The 19,597-nt window shown below is 68.2% G+C and carries 10 protein-coding genes; 3 read left to right on the forward strand and 7 right to left on the reverse strand.

All coding sequences use genetic code 11. The features are described from left to right. Window positions 1–1,723: Ig-like domain-containing protein (locus D7W82_RS20170; RefSeq protein WP_233587818.1), on the forward strand; the 1,723-nt coding region annotated here is incomplete at its 5' end. A gap of 109 nt (window positions 1,724–1,832) precedes the next feature. Further along, window positions 1,833–2,099 carry a hypothetical protein gene (locus D7W82_RS20175; protein WP_120619905.1) on the forward strand — a complete coding sequence of 89 codons (267 nt, stop codon included), beginning with the start codon at window positions 1,833–1,835 and terminating at the stop codon, window positions 2,097–2,099. Window positions 2,100–2,230: 131 nt separating this feature from the next. Here the strand turns inward: D7W82_RS20175 and D7W82_RS20180 are convergent, their stop codons facing one another. Next, window positions 2,231–2,776 (reverse strand): ester cyclase, encoded by a 546-nt coding sequence (locus D7W82_RS20180; RefSeq protein ID WP_120619906.1) that lies wholly within the window; start codon window positions 2,774–2,776, stop codon window positions 2,231–2,233. 198 nt (window positions 2,777–2,974) lie between these two features. Between D7W82_RS20180 and D7W82_RS20185 the strand changes: the two genes are divergently transcribed. After that, a complete protein-coding gene (locus tag D7W82_RS20185) occupies window positions 2,975–3,724 on the forward strand; it encodes a hypothetical protein (RefSeq protein ID WP_147439406.1) in 750 nt (249 codons plus the stop codon). 145 nt (window positions 3,725–3,869) lie between these two features. Here the strand turns inward: D7W82_RS20185 and D7W82_RS20190 are convergent, their stop codons facing one another. The 6 genes from D7W82_RS20190 to D7W82_RS20225 form a co-directional block, all read right to left on the reverse strand. Next, window positions 3,870–8,237: a carboxypeptidase regulatory-like domain-containing protein gene (locus D7W82_RS20190; RefSeq protein ID WP_120619908.1), complete on the reverse strand. Its 4,368-nt coding sequence runs from the start codon at window positions 8,235–8,237 to the stop codon at window positions 3,870–3,872. A 522-nt stretch (window positions 8,238–8,759) separates the two neighbouring features. Then, on the reverse strand, window positions 8,760–11,408 hold the full coding sequence (locus D7W82_RS20200; RefSeq protein ID WP_120619910.1) for a hypothetical protein: 2,649 nt from the start codon (window positions 11,406–11,408) through the stop codon (window positions 8,760–8,762). A 197-nt stretch (window positions 11,409–11,605) separates the two neighbouring features. Beyond that, on the reverse strand, window positions 11,606–14,458 hold the full coding sequence (locus tag D7W82_RS20205) for a hypothetical protein (RefSeq protein WP_147439407.1): 2,853 nt from the start codon (window positions 14,456–14,458) through the stop codon (window positions 11,606–11,608). Between the two features lie 17 nt (window positions 14,459–14,475). Beyond that, window positions 14,476–16,233, reverse strand: coding sequence for a HEAT repeat domain-containing protein (locus tag D7W82_RS20210; protein ID WP_147439408.1), 1,758 nt, complete (start codon window positions 16,231–16,233; stop codon window positions 14,476–14,478). A gap of 259 nt (window positions 16,234–16,492) precedes the next feature. Continuing rightward, window positions 16,493–17,923 (reverse strand): aldehyde dehydrogenase family protein, encoded by a 1,431-nt coding sequence (locus D7W82_RS20220; protein ID WP_120619928.1) that lies wholly within the window; start codon window positions 17,921–17,923, stop codon window positions 16,493–16,495. Between the two features lie 33 nt (window positions 17,924–17,956). Further along, on the reverse strand, window positions 17,957–19,588 hold the full coding sequence (locus D7W82_RS20225) for an acetolactate synthase large subunit (RefSeq protein ID WP_120619914.1): 1,632 nt from the start codon (window positions 19,586–19,588) through the stop codon (window positions 17,957–17,959). Between the last annotated feature and the right edge of the window lie 9 nt (window positions 19,589–19,597).

Consider the following 19,597-nt stretch of genomic DNA (forward strand, 5'->3'; position numbering starts at 1 on the left):
GCCCCCGAGCGTCACCTCCCCCATGCCCGGCGAATTCGTGAGGACGGACACCCCGACATTCAGGGGCCAGGCCGAGGCCCGCAGCATCGTCACCGTCAGCGCGGAAGGCGCTCCGCTGTGCACCGTCCTCGCGAACAGCCAGGGGGCGTGGTTCTGCAGATCCACCGACCTGCTTTCCGAGGGCCTCCAGACGGTGCGCGTGACCGCCACCGACGCCGCGGGCCACATCAGTCCTGAGACGTCGCTTCAGTTCACGGTGGACACGCGGCCACCGAACACGAGCCTCACGTCGCACCCGCCGGCCCTGGGCAACCAGCCGTCCGCCACCTTCACCTTCCAGGGCTCGACCGCGGACGTCGTGGGCTTCACCTGCACGCTGGACACGACGAGCGTGGCCTGTGCTTCGCCCCATGTCATCACCGACCTGGGCGATGGCACGCACACGTTCGCGGTCGCCGCGAAGGATGCGGCCGGCAACGTGGACCCCACCCCCGCTTCCTTCACCTGGACCGTGGACCTCACGCCACCCGATGCGCCCGTCGTCCTCCACCCCGGCAGCGGGCAGCGGCTGGGTGATGCCGCGCTCCGCATCACCGGCACCGCGGAAGCGGGGGGCACGGTGCTCCTGGTGCTCGACAACGGGGCGCCCGTGGGTCCGCTCGTCGTGAGCGGTCCGGGCGCGTGGAGCCACGAGCTCCAGGTCTCCCTCGCGGAGGGCCCGCATGCGCTCACCGCCACCGCCGTCGACGCCGCGGGCAACGCCAGTGCGCCCGCGTCACTCACCTTCTTCATCGACACCGAAGCCCCGGAGACCTCGCTCGTCACCGCGCCCGTCAGCCCCGCGAACAGCCCGAGCGCCACGTTCACGTTCTCCTCCACGGGCGGTGGCATCAGCTACGCGTGCGCCGTGGACGAGGGCCCGTTCGAAGCCTGCGACAGCCCCTTCACGCTCGACGCCCTCTCCCAGGGCGAGCACCGCTTCGCCGTGCGCGCCGTGGATGAGGCGGGCAACGCGGACGCGTCGCCCGCGGAGCACCGCTGGACGGTGGACCTGAGCGCTCCCATGGCGCCCGTCATCACCTCGCCCGGGAGCGGCGCGGTCTTCGACAGGAACGGCCCCGTCTACGCGGGCACCGCCGAGCCGGGCACTCGCGTGCGGGTGTTCGTGGACGGCACCGAGCAGGGCCATGCCCGGGCGCTCGGCGCCGGTGCCTGGACCTTCAGCTCGGGACTGTCATTGGCGGGTGGGCAGCACTTCGTCATCGCGACGGCCACGGACGACGCCGGTAATGTCAGCCAGGAGGCCCGCGTCGACTTCAGCGTGGACACCCAGGCTCCGGAGACGACCCTCACCGCGTCCGTCCCGCGGCGGACCTCCCTTCGCGAGGCGTCCTTCGAATTCACCTCGGACGAGGCCTCCGCGACCTTCGAGTGCCGCTTCGACACGGGCGCCTTCACGGCCTGCACCAGCCCCCTGAAGCTCACGGAGCTCCAGGACGGGGCGCACACGGTGCAGGTGCGCGCGGTGGACAGCGCGGGCAACGTGGATGCCTCGCCCGCCACCTACGACTGGACGACGACCGCGGACTCGGACGGTGACGGCGCACCCGTACAGGGACAGGGCTGCTCCGCGGGCGGTGCCGGTGGCCTGATCCCGGGAGCCCTGGGACTGTTGGCGGTGACGCGCGTGCGGCGGCGGCGGCGAACGTCCGCAGGCGCGTGAGCCGCGCGAAGGTGACGCCCACGTCACGAAGGAGCCCGTTGCGGGACTGTGACCTCGGACAGCAGGAGCCGGCCCCTACTCTGCGTGCTCCACCCAACACGGAGCGGCCATGCACTTCATCCGCGCGGTTTCCTCAGTGGCCCTGGTCTCGCTGTCTGGCATGGGTTGCGGCGAGCCCCTTCCCGGCGCCGAGGGCAAGGCCACGCCGCAGGTGGCGCCGGAGCGGGTGTCGCAGGCAAATGCCCTCACCACGTACATCTACAATGGCTATCCGACGACGCTGTCGGGCGGGCTGGGCTCACTGCGGACCTTCACCCTGGTGAACCCGGCGCCCGCCGCGAAGCTGACCGTCTCTCTGCGCGGGGGGCAGCGGTGACGCGGACCTCTACGTGAAGCGGCACTACGAGCCCACGTTCACCGACTACGACGTGGACGTGCTCACGAAGTAGCGTTTCCCCGCGGGACGGGGGCCGGGGCGCGGACCTCCGCGCTCCGGCCGTGCCCGCGTCAGTCGTTGAAGACGGGCGGAGTCGTCTGGGTGAGGATGGGCACGGGCTTGTCGCCGGACATCGCCAGCAGGCCCTTGAGGCACCGCGCGGCGAGCAGCCAGTTCTTCGGGTTCTTCATGTCCAGCCCGCCGACGAGCTGTTTGAGGATGCTGAGCGTGTCGAAGTAGACGCGCTCGCACACCAGCGTCTCCGCCGCGTCGAAGATGAAGTACGCCGACATGCGCACCCGGAATTTATTGCCCGTGGCGGGAATCCGGCCCAGCGGCCCCAGGTGGGTGCCCATGAGCCAGAACTCCACGATGACGGCGTCATCGCTGTGCCGCAGCGAGATGATTTCGTGGTGCTGGTCCGGGAAGGCCACGCGGGTGTCGCGGTAGTAGTCGCGCACCGCGCTGTTCCCGTCGTGCACCGTCAGGGTGGGGATGAGCTCGTAATGCGGGTGCGGGAAGGTTGACAGGACGGCGTCCCAGTCCTGCTTCACCTCGTCGTGGAAGTGGGCCAACACCAGCTTCTGCCGTGCCTTGCGGACCTGCTCCGTGAGCATGCCTGTCTCTTTCGTGGGGGAACCGCTGCGCGGGGAGAATGCCCGCCGCGCCACGACACGGGAAGTCATGAAGTCGCCGGGCACGGCCCCTGCAATCACTTTCCGGCGCAGGCCCCCAACCCCTCCCCACGGAGCAACGCCATGGACATGCGCTGGAAGAATCGCGGCTCACTCATTCGTAACGCACTCGGACTCGGCTTGGGCGTCGGGCTGCTGTTCGCCGGGACGCCGGGCATCGCCGAGGACACGACGGGCAAAGGCTGCACGTGGTTCGACGGCGTGGAGAGCTGTCCGATGGACGCCTCGAAGCTGTCCGCCACGAACGAGGGGCTGCTCGTGGAGAGCACGGACGGCAGGCAGTCCGGAGTGAGCCTCCACCTGGAGGGCGCCACCGGCTGGGATGCCTGGCTGAGCCCGCTGGAGCCGGATGGGAGCAGCCGGATGCTGCTGACCTACATCGGGGCGCAGCCGGACGGCACGTCGGAGCTGCTGGAGCGGGTGGTGGTGGCCCGCTCGAAGGCGGAGGACCAGGGCGCCATCTACGTGGACCCGTCTGTCCACGGGGCCTCCACCTACACCGTGCGCGGCTACGTCGACGGGAAGCTGGCCTTCGAGCGCTTCGGCGTGGCCCCCGTCCCGGAGAGCTTCGGTGGGCCGGCGGGCCCGGGGGATGACGCGAAGTTCTCCCGGCTGGTGGCCTTCCCCGGGAAGTGGGGCAGCGGCCACGGCGTCGTCGCCGGCCCCAACGGGGAGGGCTGCACGCCCGGCCTGGACTTTCCGTTCCCCAAGCCCGTCCGCTTCCCCGACCACACGTTGTCGGTCGCGGTGGACCTGGTCACCTTCCGGCCCGAAGGCGTCCAATCCAACGCACACGCGCTCCGGGAAGTGTCCCTCCAGGGGGTGGGACTGCAAAGCTTCACCCTCCAGAAGGTGGCACGCACGCCCTGAGGTCTGAGCTGCGATAGGACTCAGGACCTTCACGTGTAGCCGGATTCGCTACGAATCCGGCTCCATGCGTGTCAATTCCGGTCACAGACCGCGGGCCCGGGAGTCCGCCGCCGGAGGCGGGCTCCCGGGTCCAGCCATCAGGTGCCTAGCGATCCGGGCGCTGCGTCACCCGGATGGCATTGATGAGCGGCACTCCGAAGCCGTCACGCGGGACCAGCCGCAGGTTGAGCTGGCCGTCGGTGACGGTGAGGAAGAAGCTGTGATCATCCGCCGTCAGCTGCCCCACCTCGTTGGCGATGTCATGCGCGGGCAGCACCAGCTGGGTCTCCGCCACCACGTCGTAGACGCGCCGCAGGCGCGGCTGGTCCTGGATCTCCGCGAAGCGCAGCTCCAGCTGGTAGACGCCCGGGGGCAGGTTGTCGAAGCGGTACTCGACGAAGCCCCGCCGTGCCCGCTGGTAGAGCGGATCATCCACCGTTCCGGCGATGGGGCGGGTGGTCGCGACCCGCTCCGAAGGCTCCAGGAACCCCCAGCCGCCCTGGCGGTAGCGCTGGTCCGCGGCCCACCTGTCCGCGAGGTGGTCGACAAACGCGGCGCCGCCCGAGTTCACCGCCTGCTGGTAGGCCGGGACGATGAGGCTGATACGGGTCTGCAGCAGCGGCTGCCGCCCGCTGTTGGTCCGGACGAACACCGTGGCCTGGTAGACGCCCGGCGCAAGCCCGGTCGTGTCGACCGTGACCGCGATCTCCTGGGTCCGCCCGGGAGCCAGGGTGCCCCGACGGGGCCGCTCCGAAAGCCAGGGGACGTCCGTGAACGCCGGCACGCCGCTCTCCATCAGGTACACCTGCCGGGTGCCCTGGGCCACCATCCACAGGTTGCCCTGTTCGTCCATCTCCAGGCCGCCGCCGTTGTAGCCCGGGTTCGGGTGCGCCAGTGTGTTCAGCACGGTGCAGGTGGCGGGGTTGAGCTCGTAGATCGTGTCCGTGGGGCTGTTGGTCGCCGCCCAGAGCACGCCGAACGAGCCGTTCCACGCCAGACCGGAGATGGCGCCGTCCGGAGGGCTGCACTGACCGAGGACCGCGCCCCGGTCCGGATGGGAGAGGCCCTGGACGTGGTAGATGATGCCCTCGTTCCAGCCGCCCACGTAGAAGGTGTCATCATCCGGGCGGTAGGCCAGACCTCGCTGGGAGATGCCCGTCCACGTGAACGGGCCCGTGATGGAGTCCACCTCCTCACCCGTGAGCGGGTTCCAGCAGTGGATGCCATTGTCCCCGCCCACGGCCAGCTGGCACATCAGCCCCCGGGCGGCGTCATAGGCCATGTCCGCGGGCCACTCGCCCGACCAGGGCGCCGCCCAGATCTGCCCCGTGGCCGCGCCCTCCACGGTGAACTCGTGGTTGAGGCGCTGGGGCGGATCCGAAACCCAGACGTTCTGCGTGTAGCCCACACCCCAGGGCACATCGAGCCCCGTGGCGGGCCAGCTCTTCAGCACATCCCCGGTCAGGCTCGCGGCCCAGCCGGGCGTGGCCGAAAGGCCCATCATCCGCCGCGCGTTGAAGCCGTTCGGTTCCGCCTTCGCGTCGCGGACCCTCGTGTGCAGTGGCGTGGGCTGCATCTGCTGGCCCCCTCCCTCGGCCAGCTCCCACCGCAGCGGAGCCGAGCCGGTGTTGCTCAGCGTCAGCGTGCGGACCCGCCGCTGCCCCTGGGGCACGATGAGCTCCAGCACCGGGGGCGAGACGACGGCGCGGGCGGTGCGCAGCGTCCAGTCGCGGTTCACGATCTCGTCATCCACCGACAGCCGGACGCCGCCCGACTCCGTCTCGTAATTGACCGCGGACACCGCGAGCCCATACGTCCCGAGCGGCAGCTGCATGCGGTAGCGGCCCTGCGCGTTCGTCGTGGTGCTCCGGAAGACGCTGCCTCCCCGCAGGGCGCGCACGGTGGCGTCGGCGACAGGCAGCCCGTCATTCGCGTTCCTCACCACGCCCTGGACGATGCCGTTGGGCGGCAGGTCGAAGAGGATGGCCCGCTCCGCGCTCACGGCGGGCGTGTTGAACGACGTCATGAGCGCGACGGTGCCGGACGCGTTCTCGATGCCCACCGTCGCCGAACCGCCCCGATCCAGCGCGCTGTCGCCGATGTCCCGGTACTGCATGAGCACCTCCCCGTTCTCGGAGAGCACGACCTCGAAGCTCACGCGCGCAGTCCGGTCCGAGTAGAAGGTGACGTTGCGCCACTCGATGACGAACTGCCGGGTGGGGGCCACCCCCCGCGTGAGGGTCCGGACGCTGGCCTCCGAGTCCACGTAGAGGTCATCCCAGAACGGGTAGATGGCCGCGTTGGGAGCCGCGACGTTCGGCAGCGGGGTGTTGATGTAGTCCACGTTGTGCGCGAGGAAGTTCAGCACGCCATTGGTCGAGACGAAGACGCTCTCGTACGTCTCTCCATAGAAGGTGAACAGGAAGGGAAGCGGCAGCTCGATGGAGGCCTCGATCCCCGACAGCGGGATGACCGTGGTGGCATCCACGTAGCTGGGGCTCTGGATACGGCAGAAGTAGCCGAACGCGTCGGACCGGCCGCTCAGCATGAAGTTCAGGGTCTCATTGCCGTCCACGATCAGCGTGCGCGTCAGCGGCTCGAAGCACCCTCCCGCCTCCACGCGGATGTCATACGTACCCTCCGGCACCTGGTCGAACCGGTAGCGGCCGTCCGTGCCGGTGGTGACGGGCAGCAGCGGCGTTGCCAGCACGGTGACCGTGGCGCCAGGCACCGGGGTCCCCGCCGGGTCCGTGACGCGGCCCGCGACGACGTGCGAGGGCACCTGGGCCAGGGAGAAGTCCTGGGTGACGGTGCCGCCCTCGCTCACCACGACCCCGGCCACGGTGACCATCCCGTAGCCGAACAGGTTGGCGGACACCGTGTAGGTGCCCACGGGGAGCACGAAAGAGTAGCGGCCCACGTCGTCCGTGATCGTCGCTCTCTCGCTGGGCCCCGTCACCGCGATGCGAACCCCGGGGAGCGCGGCGCCCGTGGCCGCGTCCGTGACGACGCCGGTGAGCTGCCCCGTCGGTCCACGCGGAGAGAGCTCGACGGCGCGGAAGGCATCCAGGGCTCCTTCGCCCCAGACATTGTTGTCACCGGGCGCGCCCCCGCAGCTGAGGTCTTCCCGGTCCACCGCCGCCGCATCGAGCAGCGAGCGCGTTGCGGCCACGTCTCCCATCAGCGAGGGAGCCGCCGACCACATCAGGGCGACCGTGGCGGCGACGTGGGGCGCGGCCATGGAGGTGCCGCTCCAGGACTCATACCCTCCCCCTGGCACGCTGCTGCGCACGTCCACGCCCGGCGCCGCGACGTCTGGCTTGGTGACACCGAACGCCGAGGGCCCACGGCCGGAGAACGACGCGATGGCGTCATTGATGTCGAACGCGCCCACGCTGTAGGACTCTGGATAGGCGCCCGGGATGCCGGAGGTGCCGCAACCAAACTCGCCATCATTGCCATTGGAGAAGACAGGGAAGATGCCGGCGGCGATCCAGGCCTGCACGATGGGCTGGAAGACCGGGTCCGTGGGCCCATCACCCCAGGAGTTGTTGATGACCTGGGGCCGCAGCTCCGGGCGCGGGTTGTTGCCGGACAGGTCCGTGGGGGCCAGCATCCACTGGCTGGCGGCCAGCAGGGCCGACGTGGAGCAGCTCAAATCCTCACACCCCTTCGCGGTCATCCACCGGACGCCTGGCGCCGCGCCAATCTGGTTCTCCCCCGGGTTGCCGTCGTCACCCACCATGGTGCCCATGGTGTGCGTGCCGTGCCCCACGTTGTCGCAAGGCACCAGCGAGGGGTTGCCGCACACCAGGGATGGGTCGTACCAGTTGTAGTTGTGGTCCACGCTGCCGTCCGACTGAAGTCCCCGGTACTGGCGGGCCAGCGCGGGGTGGTCGAACTGGGTGCCGGTGTCGATGCTGCCCACGGTGATGCCCTCGCCGCGGGTCCCCAGGGATGCCCAGACCTCCGGGGCCCGGATCCGGGAGATGTTCCATTCAATCGCGGTGGGGTGGACCCCAGCCGGGCCGGTGAGGGGCTTGGGAATCTGGAACCGCACGTCCCGCACCACCCGCTCGACGTCGGGATGGTTGGACAGCTCCTTGGTGGTGGTGGCGTCCGCGTCCACCCGGATGGCATTGATGATCCAGGCGGACTGGTACTTCAGCCCGCGGCGGGTCAGCTCGTTGCGCAGGTTCGTCTGACTGTTCTGGGCCACCGTCTGCAATTGTTGGGTGACGAAGCGTCCCCGGGCGGCCCAGTCCTTGATGCCGTGGGCCGCGCTCAGGTCCGCCTTGCTCCGGAGCACCAGCCAGACCGCGTTGCGTTGGCCCGAAGGAGGCTCATGGGCTGACGCCACGGCTGGCGGCGTGGAGGCTGAAGGCGCCGCGGCGAGCAGCGGCACCGAGGCGAGCACGGCCAGGGCCAGCGCGAGCGCACCCCAGCCCTTGGGGTGTCGAATGAAGACTTTCATGCGAACTCCTCCTTCGGAGCCCTACAGGCAGGGCCATCCGGAGTTATTGGATTGACGGCGACGTCGTGATTCGCATGAACAAACGCCGCACGACATCGCGCATTGGCACGGAGGCGGGGATGCCTGACGGACAATCCCGTACTCCCCGGGATACTGCCGGGAAATGCGGAGCCCTTGCGCACGAAGCCCCCGTTGCAATCCCGACCAACGACGGCGGCGGCCTCCGCACGCCCGGCCCACCCTGACGTCTGAGATTCATCGGCATTCAGGACATTCCACGTTTCCCAGAATGCGCTACGAATCCGGCTCCACGCATGGCAATGCCTGCCGCGGCCTTCGCTCCCGGGTCCAGCCGCGGGGCACGGGTGCCTCGGAGCCGTGTTGTGATGGCCCTGGCGCCGGACGCGGACCATGCGTGGAGAGCGCGAGCCGGTACTCCGAGCGCTCCTCCAGGGAGATTTCCCCGGGCGCGAAGAGGCTGCCTCCCGGTCCGCACCGGGGCCGCGTCTTCAAAGGATCAGGTCATGGAGAATGCCAACCACCGCGTCCTGCTCCGACAGTCGTGTGGTGCGCCGTCCGGCGGCGGTTGGCCCTGGGCTGCTGGAGGAAGTCATCAAAGGCCTCCTCGAGCGCGCAAGCCATGTCGTACGCGCCCGGGCGCCACGCGACGGTGAAGCGCGCGTCCAGGCTCGTCTGGCGGATGGCGGCCAGCCATTCATGCACCACCCGGTCCGGGTAGCCCGCGGTGAGCGCGGCCTCGTGCAACAGCGAGTACTCGCGCACGAGGTGCGTGCTGAAGGTGATGGGATCGTCCGAGCCCACCGCGATGTGGACGGGCGGTGGACCGTCGGCCCGGTGCTCCGGGGGAAAGAGACGCAGGATGGGGTGGTTGCGCAGATCCAGCAGGTCGCCAATGAGCAGGTTGCTGGTAGGGTTCACCTCCACCACGATGCCGCGTTGCCCCACCTCGCGCCGCAGGGCATCCTGCGTGGCGTACAGCGCGGCCACCTCGGACTCGTCCAGGGTGATGTCCACCAGCCGCTGTCCACGCTGGAAGACATCCATTCGTTCCCGGTGGTCCTTCAGCAGCTTCAGCACCTGCTCCGGGGCACGGATCTGTCGGCGATCCAGCGTCTCGAGCGCCCGGTTGAACGCGTCGAGGCTCCCATCGGGGGATCTCCAGGAGAGCGGCGGTGTGAGGAGCTGGTGAAGTACGTGGTGTGCCTCGGCCAGGTGGTGGGGCGTGAAGTCTCTCTGGGTGAAGCCTTTCGGGCGGAAGACCTCTTCCACCAACGCGCGCAGCTCGTTCTCCACGCGCTCCGGTCTGCCCGCGGGCGCCACCGCTCGCAGCTCGGGTGGAATGCGATAGCCGGTGTAGAGGCGCCACTCGAACACGAGGTCCCAGAGCCGCTCCTCGGCGGGCATCAGCACCGAGCCCACGGACTCCGCCCAGGCGCGAGGTTCCACCCCCAACGCCGTCGCATGCCCCAGCCGTCCGCCCGTGCGGTCCAGCAGGTACTGGATGCACTCGAAGATGCGCCGCAGCCCTTCCTGGAGGTGCCGGAAGTCCTCACCGACATGCGCCGTCAGCCGCAGGGGAGGCGCGCCCCCGGATGCCGGCGTCTGCGCCGCCAGCGCGGCCTCCCGCTGCACGAAGCGGTACAGCGGCACCAGCGCCCAGGTGGGGACGCTCAGCTCGTCGTTGGCCACGTCCAGCCCGCGCACCAGCCACAGGGAGCGCGGCACTGCCCGTAGCAACTGCGAGAGAGCACGAGCACTGGCGGCCTGCCCGGCGAAGTAGCGCAGGTACCGGCCCGTGGGCGGCTCGTCTCCCCGGGGCTGGGCGTAGGTCCTCCAACCGAACGCAGGAGGGCTGCCGTGGGACCAGTACTGCTCCGGGTCACGACTCTTGATGAGATGGACGACCACGCCGAACTCGGGCTCGCCCAACCCGGTGACGTGCCGGCCCGCCGCATCCAGGACATGCCGCCAGGAGCGAATGAGCGACTGGAGTTCCTCGGCCACCTGGACTGGGGTGTCGCCGGAGCTGGTCCGGACCTCCAACGCGGCGATCGCCTGGTTGCTGCCCGCGACCCGGTAGGACACCTCCGGGCGGACACGGCGGAGCGGATTGCGCAGAAGCCCGAGCCGGCCGAAGAACCGGATGAACCACTGGAGTCCGGCGGTCATCGGCCGCTGCACGATGGTGCGGTAGTAGAGACAGCGGACCCGGAGGACCTGCCAGAACAGCCGCCGGAAGAGGTCGTCCCCGGCCGCGCTCCGTTCGAGCAGTTCCAGGTAGCGCAACCCCTGATGGACCAGCCAACGCTCCCCTGCGTTGGGACCGGACAGGGACAGCCGGCGGGCAATCGGGTCGCACGTGCGCCACACCTCGTCCATGGAGTCCGGGGGGCTGCGGGCGATGCGGATGCCTTCCGGGTGGAGGTCACCGTACAGTTCGCGCAGGTCCTTGTAGGACGGCAAGTCTGCTTCACGCGCCCACCCGAGCGCGGTGAGGGCCCGGGCGAGCACCCGCCGTCGGGACGGAATCCACGCGGGCGCTCCGTCATAGCGATGCAGGAAGCGATGCAGCGGCGCGACTTCGCCTCCCGGACGGTGCCCCAGCGCGAGGAACTCGCACAGCACGCAGCGCGCGATGGCGCACGCCAGCATCCAGCGCAGTTCCCGCGCTCCATTGCGGAATGGGAGCGAGGGGCTGTCCAGCGCATGGGCGGGGAGGCAGGGGTCGGCCAGGGCCGCCAGCACCGAGGCCCACATAATGGGGAAGTCCATGCCCCCGCTCACATGCTGGTGGATCTCCGCCACCCCCACGTCCATCAAGCGCTGCACCAGGAGCGGGGGCTCGATGTCGACCCGCGTTGGAGGTGGATCCACGTCGACGGCCGCGAGTAGCAGATCCTCGGGGATGGCGAAGGTGAGCCACCGGTAGTGGGTGATGGCGTCCACGGCGGAGGAGTCGCTGGCCCGGACGACCTCGGTGCGGCCGGACCGGGCCTCCAGGTGGGAGTGCGCAAGGTGCCGCAGGTACTCCCGCATCTTGAGCGGACGCGGCCCTCGGCCTGACGGATCCGTCCCCGGATTGTTTCCAAACCAGAAGAAGTCCCGTACCGCGATGATGCGATCCAGGGACCAGCCCTGCGCCTCTTGCACCAGGAGCCGCTCGCACTCACGCCACAGGGCTTGCGTCGCCCCCCCTCCCCCATGGCCGACGCGGGGATCCAGTTCCAGGAGGGCGTGTTGGAAGGCACACCGCCCCGTCAATGGAAAGCAGGCAGCCTCCGCCCGGATGAAGGCTTCGGGAACGCGCTTGGGGGCAAGCGAGCCGGTGGAGCGACTGTTGAGCCCGGTCATGATCCGGGGCCCCAGAGCCCCTGTTCCCACGGCAGATTCTGGGTCCACGCCCCGATGAAACGGCTAGCCCACGCGAAGCAGTCCGAATCCTTCTTGTCATTCATGGCCGCGACCTCGGACCAGGCCTTTGAGGCCTTCAAGGCGTCCAGGAGCCGCTCCCGACGAAGCGCGTTGATCAACGGCTCCGAGCCGCGCCAGAGGTCCCCCAGCGCACTCAGGGTGGTCGGAGGTTTTCCGTCACGGAGAGGGGAGGAGAAGGGCTCCGGAGGCACGAAGTCAGGCCCGAGGAAGAGCGGGAGGAACTCTTCCATCCAGCGTCGCGTCGCATCGAATCTGCTGAGACGCAACCTGCGCTCATCATTCGACAGATGCGATAGCGGGGGACTGTTATGTTTGGCCCGGTCGGGCTCATTGAAGTCGAGGAAAAGGTCTTCCAACTTCTCCATGAGCGCTTTGCCAGCAGCCCCAGGTGCCTCGCAGCAAAAATCCCGGACCGCGTCGGGATCCTCCTTCCCGCCCATCCTCTCAAGGTAGTCCAGGGCGTACCTGGAACAGTCCCATTGGCCGTACGAAGCACTCGTCACCGAGCAGATGTTGTCGACCCATGCCAGCCGGAGCACCTCCGCGCAGGTGGACATAAGGTCCTGCCTCGCTTTGGGCTTCAACGGTTTCTGGCGGAGAAACGCCCGCTCCAACCGGAACCGGAGGGCCTCCCACTGCGCCGCGAAGATGGCGACGTCGCATATGGAACCCCATTCTGGAATGCTCCACTTCAATTGGAACATGACGGGCATGAGCAGCTCGCGAGCAGGGATGCCTGTCTTCCCGTCCTCCAATGGTGGAGCCGTCGCCTCCACGGATTGGTGTGATGTCAGCACCAAGCGACAATTGGCCGTCTGCGGCTTATCCGCGCCGCTGAGGACAATCCGGGGCTCGGGGCTGATCATCAGCAGGTCGTACAGCACCATGAACCAGCCCGCGACCGTGGGGGGAAGGGCTACTGGATCGGTGGCAGTCCCGGACTGAGGAACGAGCCGGAGGTGCAGCTCGTAGAACTCCCGGACCTGGATAGAGGTCTTCCGGAATGTTTCCGCCCCGTCCGTACGCGCGGGAGGCAACTCCAGATACAACCCCGGGCCTCCCATGCTGACGAAATCAATACGGCAATCATCCAGACGGAGGACGGTCTCATCCTGCATGTTCTTGCGGATGAGCTTGTATTGGATGATCTCACTGGCCCAGAACGGCAGGTCGCTCTCGTTGGTGACGTTGCGGAGCACATCACGGACAAGTTCGATGGCGGACTCACCGACGTGGCCGTCTTTTCCTTTGGGGCCGTCTTTTCCTTTATTGGCGGCCCGGTGCGCGGATTGCCAAAGGTCAAGGAGAGAGCGGGCGGGCAACGTGAGCGCCTGCTTCGCGGCCTGGGTGAACACCAAGCCGGTGGAGTCCTCTCGCTTTCGATGGGCTGCCCCGTCCGGCTTCGGCTTGGCTTCCCATGCTTTTCGGACCGAATCGGACATGCGCGGCTCAATATTGAAGAGGTCCGCGAGGTAGGTCATGCCTCTATCATTCTTCGACGACTCGGCGTCTTTCGATTTGCCGCCTTCCGGCGCATTCCTTTCGATTGGGAGTGGGATACTTTCCAGAAGTGCCCCCAGCGAATCATGTTCCGGTCCGGCCGCGGCAGCCCGCGGTGAGAAACCCCAAGCCTCCCAGGGGAGAACAGGACCGATGGTGATGCGCTGCAGAGGCGGTAGCTCCCGCCGCAGCGTCGACGCTGCCTGCCGCCGGGCGATGCTCTGGGCATCGTACGGCCCCTGCGAGGCTTGCTTCTCGCCCTGGTTCCCGCCAGCCAGTTCCTTCTGATAGCCCCTCTCCAGCAGGGCCTGCAGGTCCGACCGGTTCGCCGCCAGCACGAACCACAGCCACCGGCTGGAGACGAGTTGGGTCACGATCAGCATCCAGGAGACGTGGTCCACGCTCCGGTCCACGTTGTCGATGGGCAGGACCAGGAAGACATCCGGGTGGTCGGAGCGGCCGAACTCCCGTTGGGAGACCGCCTTGAGGATGGCATCCATCACCCGGGTGAATCGGGTACGGAAGGTGGTGTAGATCTCGGCCGACTTGATTTGTTGCTGTGCCTGCATGCGGCGGTCCGGTTTCGCCAGGTCCTCCCAGATGAAGGCTGCGTCTTGAATGAGCTGATCCAGCTCGTTCCAGGGGTCCTGCCCATCCTCGTCGAGCAGCGACAACAAGGGCCTCTCGTGCCCCTGGTCATGGGTCCCCAAGCGCTCTTCCACGGCGGAGCGGATGCGAACCAGCACCGTGGCGAGCAGGTTCGTTTCCCTGGGGAGCGGCTCCAGATCCAGGGTCTCCAGCCACAAGGTCTTCCGCTTGATTTCATCGAGCTTGAGCTTGATTTCATCGGGGCTGGCGATTACGTCACTTGCGGTGATGGAACCGCTGCTCTGCGCTTCATCCGAAGGCGCTTCATCCGAAGGCGCTTCATCCGAAGGCGCTTCATCCGGAGAGGAGAACCCCTTGAGGAAATCTCCCTGCCCCTGACATGCGGCCGCGGCGCTCAACAGGACGGTTGTCTTCCCAGCGCCCCGGTCTCCAGAAAGCAGTACGCTCGTGGAGATCCGCCCCTTCTGCTCAGTGCTTGCTGTGGCACGACAGGCGGAGTCCAACCAGCGGATGAGTTCCCACGTTGCCTTCTTCATGGGCTCCAGCAATTCGGCCCAGGAATAGGCCTGGGCTTCAGGGCGAGGAGCGACCTCCGATTCAAGATGCTTCGCGCAGGAGCGTCGAGCAGGCCCCTTGGCGGTCTTCGCGTTCATTTTCATGGCACTACCCCAAGCAATCAGCTCTTCCCCTTCAGAGGGTGCGCATCTGGCGATACCTTCGGGAGGTCCGGGTGACGTGCCGGCCGTTCATCCCCTGGCCGCTCCTCCCGCGCGACGGGACGCCGGATGCTCTGGATGGCGTCCGCCCTCGCCTCTTGCACGAGTTCCGAGAAGCGCTGCAGGTCCTGGGGGCTCATCGCCTCGTCCCGAAGCACCTGCCGCGTGAAGAGCTGCACGATCTGACTGAGCTGGTGCATGTAGCCCAGGAAGATGAGCTTGAGCCGCAGCATGTGGTCCACGGACTGGTTGACCAGTCTGCGCGGCTTCGTCACGAAGAGTCCATAGAGCACGCTGAGCAGCCCGACGCCTCCCGTGGCCACGCCCGCCCAAAGCCTCACGCCTTCAAAACCATCACCCGACGCCAGGCGCACGGTCCACCCCAGGAGTGCGATGCCAGACATGAACACGATGAAATCCATGACCAGCGTCGTCCAGAAGCCGATGCGCGCCTCCTTGAGCGACTTCTCGAACTGCGCGCTCACCGCCTTTTCAGACTCTCGAAGAACGTCTTGATAATTCCGCATGGCGCCCACAAGCGTCCGGAGCGTCTGGTAGGCCGCGGAGCCCCCCAGCTCCATCAACAGCAGGCGTGAGACCTCCTGGGTGCCCTCGTCCGCGGCCAGGGCCGCTTCAAGCCGCCGCACCACCTGCCGTTCGAGGTTCTCCTCGGGCTCCCCCATGGCGCGGAGCGCGTTCGCATACTGGCGCGCCAGCGGGCCGAGGAGCCTGTTGCGCGCCTTCGCCTCCAGCATCTCCTCCAGGATGCGCGACACTGTGTTCTCCACGCCCAGGATTTCCTTCAGCGAGACGGCCGCAGCCTGGGCAATGGAGGGGTTGCTGTCCGTCAGATCAGGAAGCAGGATTTCCACGGCGCTTCGTGCTCGGAGCTTGCCCAGGCCGTGGATGGCTTCACGTCGGTTGGTATCGAACTTCGCCCAGGGGCGGTACCGTTCGACAGCATCCTGGAGGGCACCGATGGCTTCCTTGGCGCAGACACCATCCCGCTTCACGCCGCCCAGGGCACAAATGACGTCATAGGTCGCCGCAGGCAATTCCTTGTCGTGGCGCAGGAATTCACACAGCCGGTTGATGATGTCGTCTTCATTCAGCGGAATGGTGCGCAGCGCACGAACCATCGCCTCGGCCTTCCGCGCTGCCTCCGGAGCATCTTCCGCCTTGACGTTCAGCGCCCGGCTGATTTCCTGTGAGTATTCATCTGGCTCTGCCCGTTGCGCTTTCTGTTGATGCAGCTCGTGCAGCATGACCGTGGCGAGGCTTCGGGCGAGAGGCTGGTAGTCCCTGTCACGTGACTTCGGCGGCGATCGATCTCGAGCCTCTTTCGCCATGGACTCCACGCACTTGGGATCGATGCCTTTGGCGTAGAAGACCCCTTCAAGAGCCCAGTAGCGCGCCCACTCGTTGCATTCCTGGTGTGGATCGAGATGTCTTCGGATTTCTTCGGCTGCTTTCTTGTCCTGCTCCACCACACGGCCCAGGCCCGCGAGCAGCCAGCCCCGGGCCTCGCTCCTGGGCAGCGACTCATGCTGCTTTGGCTCGAATTGCTCACGGAGCATGGATTGCAGTTCCTGGCGCAGGGCCTTCCGCATGTCGGCAGAAGCCTTCTCCACTGCCTGGATTGCCTGGAACTTCTCGAAGCTCCGGCCCAGCGCGAGTGCATTGGCCACCCGTTGTGCCGCGTCCTGATGAGGCTCCATGAATGCACCTCGGACTCCGGGTGTGGCTCGAAGAGGTTGGCACCCGTTTTCAATGACTGTCCCCCTGGATGGAGGCTCTGGTTCTCAAGCTGAATCCCGCCGGGAGCAGGAGCAACACCTGCAGGAGGGGCCGGGCGACAGGAGGTATCAATGCCTGGCAGCCCCGGCCCGCCATCACGCAAGCCGCCGTGCACGCCCTGGCAACACAGGTAGCTTGACGAACGCATTGGAGAGCAGCGCGGAAAGGGGCCTGGACCATTTACTGACGCAGCACCAGCAGCCGCACTTCCGTCATGTCCTCCATGGCGTACTTCACGCCCTCGCGGCCCAGCCCGGAGCCCTTCACTCCGCCATACGGCATGGTGTCCACCCGGAAGCTGGGCACGTCGCCGACGACGACCCCGCCCACCTCCAGCTCATCCCAGGCCCGCATCGCCCGGGACAGGTCCTGGGTGAAGAGGCCCGCCTGGAGGCCGTAACGGCTGTCATTCACCCGGCGCAGGGCCTCGTCGAAGTCGTGGAACGGCTGGAGCAGCACCACCGGACCGAAGGCCTCCTCCGCGAACAGCGCCGCGTCCTCCGGCACGCCCTCCAGCACGGTGGCTTCGAGCAGCGCGCCTCGCCGCCCTCCTCCCGTCAACACCCGGGCCCCCTGCTCCACGGCCTGTTGAATCCATTCCTCCAGCCGCCGCGCCGCGGGCTCGTCAATCAGCGGCCCCAGCGTGGTGGACTCATCCCGGGGATTGCCCGCGCGCAGGGCCTTCGCCCTCTCGACGAGCTTTTCCCGGAGGGCGTCGTACAGCGACTCGTGCGCGAGCACCCGCTGCACCGAGATGCAGCTCTGCCCCGCCTGGAAGAAGGCGCCCTGGGTGATGCGGTCCGCGACGAAGTCCAGGCGCCCGGCCTGGTCCGCGTCCACCACGCAGGCCGCGTTGCCCCCCAGCTCCAGCACCACCTTCTTGCGGCCGGCGCGGGCCTTCAACTCCCAACCCACCTTCTCCGAGCCGGTGAACGACAACAGCTTCAGCCGGTCGTCCTCGATGAACGGGCCCACGTCCTCCAGGCGCGTGGGCAGCACGGAGAAGGCGCCTTCGGGCAGCGCTGTCTCCGCGAGCACCTCCGCCATGAGCAGCGCGCTCACCGGCGTGCGGTCCGACGGCTTGAGGACGAAGGGGCAGCCCGCGGCGATGGCGGGCGCCACCTTGTGCGCCACCAGGTTGAGCGGGAAGTTGAAGGGCGTGATGAAGGAGCACGGCCCCACCGGCACGCGCTGGGTGAAGCCCCGGTAGCCCGCCGTGCGCTGAGACACCTCCAGGTTGAGGACCTCGCCGCCGCCGCGCACCGCCTCCTCCGCCGCGGCCTTGAAGGTCTCGATGAGCCGAACGACTTCCGCTCGCGCGTCGCGCAGCGGCTTGCCCGCCTCGACGCAGAGCGCGAGCGCGAACTCCTCCGCCCGCTCCTGGAAGCGGCGCACGCAGTGCTCCAGCACCTGCTGCCGGGCATACGGCGCCAGCCTGCGCATGGGCCCCGCCGCGCGCACCGCCGCGGCGATGGCCTCCTCCACTGCGGCCGCGTCCGCGACGGCCACGCGCGTGACGACCTCCCCTGTGTACTTGTCGGTGACGGGCAGTTCCGCGTTGGGCTGCACCGGCCGGTTGGCCAGGTAGTACGGGTAGCGCTCAGCCAGCATGGGATTCCTCTCCTTCGCGTGTGTGCCCATGGCTCACGACTCCACCAGGGGACCGGCACCGAGCGCCCGCGCGGTGTCCGTGTAATCAATGGGCAGGTCGATGACGTGCACGCCGCCTGACTCCAGGCAGCGCGTGAGCGTGGCGCCGAACTCGGTGGCGCTCGCCGGGCGGTGGCCCCGTGCGCCGTAGGCCTCCGCGTAGCGGACGAAGTCCGGGTTGCCCAACGTCATCCCGAAGTCGGGCAGGCCCATCTCCTCCTGCTTCCAGCGGATCATCCCGTAGCCGTCGTCGCGCACGACAATCACGGTCAGGTCCAGCTTCAGGCGAACCGCCGTCTCCAGCTCCTGCGAGTTCATCATGAACCCGCCGTCACCGCAGACGGCCACCACCTTGCGCCGGGGGTGCACGAGCTTCGCGGCGATGGCGGACGGCAGCCCCGCGCCCATCGTCGCGAGCGCGTTGTCGAGCAGCAGCGTGTTGGGCCGGCGGCAACGGTAGTAGCGGGCGAACCACAGCTTGTACATGCCGTTGTCCAGGCACACGATGCCGTCATCCGGCATGGCGCGACGCACCTCCGCGACCAACCTCGCGGGGTAGATGGGGAAGCGGTCGTCCGCGGCGCCGCTGATGAACTGCGCGTCGAGCCCCGCGCGCGACTTCTCGAAGGGCGTGAAGTCCCAGTGCGAGCGCGGCCCCACGCCCTCCGCGATGCGCCACACGGCGTTCGCCAGGTCTCCCGTCACCTGCACCTGCGGGAAGTACACGGGGTCGACCTCCGCCGAGGAGAAGTTCAGGTGGATGACCGTGCGGCGGCCGTCGCGCATGACGAACGGGGGCTTCTCGATGACGTCATGGCCCACGTTGAGGATGCAGTCCGAGGCCTCGATGGCGCGGTGGACGAAGTCGCCGTCGGACAGCGCGGCGGTGCCCATCCACAGCGGATGCGTTTCATCCACCACGCCCTTGCCCATCTGCGTGCTGAAGAAGGGCAGGCCCACGCGGTCCACGAAGGCGCGGAGCATCTCCGACGTCAGCTTGCGGTTGGCCCCCGCCCCAATCATCAGCAGCGGACGGCGGGCCGACGCGAGCGCCTCCACCGCCTGGGCGATGGACGCTTCATCCGCCACCGGCCTGCGCGCGACACCGGGCGACAGGGGCACGGCGTCGGTGGCCTCGCGCGCCACGTCCTCGGGCAGCTCCAGGTGGGTGGCGCCGGGGCGCTCCTCCTCCGCGCGGCGGAAGGCTTCACGGACCGCCGAGGGCACGTGCTCCGCGGACACGAGCGTGCGGGTGGACTTGGTGAGCGGCCGCATCATCCCGACGACGTCGACAATCTGGAAGTGGCCCTGCTTGCTCACCTTGATGGGCTTCTGGCCGGTGAGCATCACCATGGGCATGGCGCCAAGCTGCGCGTACGCAGCGGCGGTGACGAGGTTGGTGGCCCCCGGCCCCAGCGTCGCCAGACACACGCCCGCGCGTCCGGTGAGCCGTCCCTGCGTGGCGGCCATGAACCCGGCCGCCTGCTCGTGCCGGGTGACGACCAGGCGCATGCCGGCGGTGCGCATGGACTCGAGCAGGTCCAGGTTCTCCTCGCCGGGCAGTCCGTAGACACTGCGCACGCCCTCCGCTTCGAGCGCCTTCACGAACAGATCCGATGCCTTCATGGGGTGCCT

The sequence above is a fragment of the Corallococcus sp. CA049B genome (assembly GCF_003611685.1).
Taxonomy (GTDB): domain Bacteria; phylum Myxococcota; class Myxococcia; order Myxococcales; family Myxococcaceae; genus Corallococcus; species Corallococcus coralloides.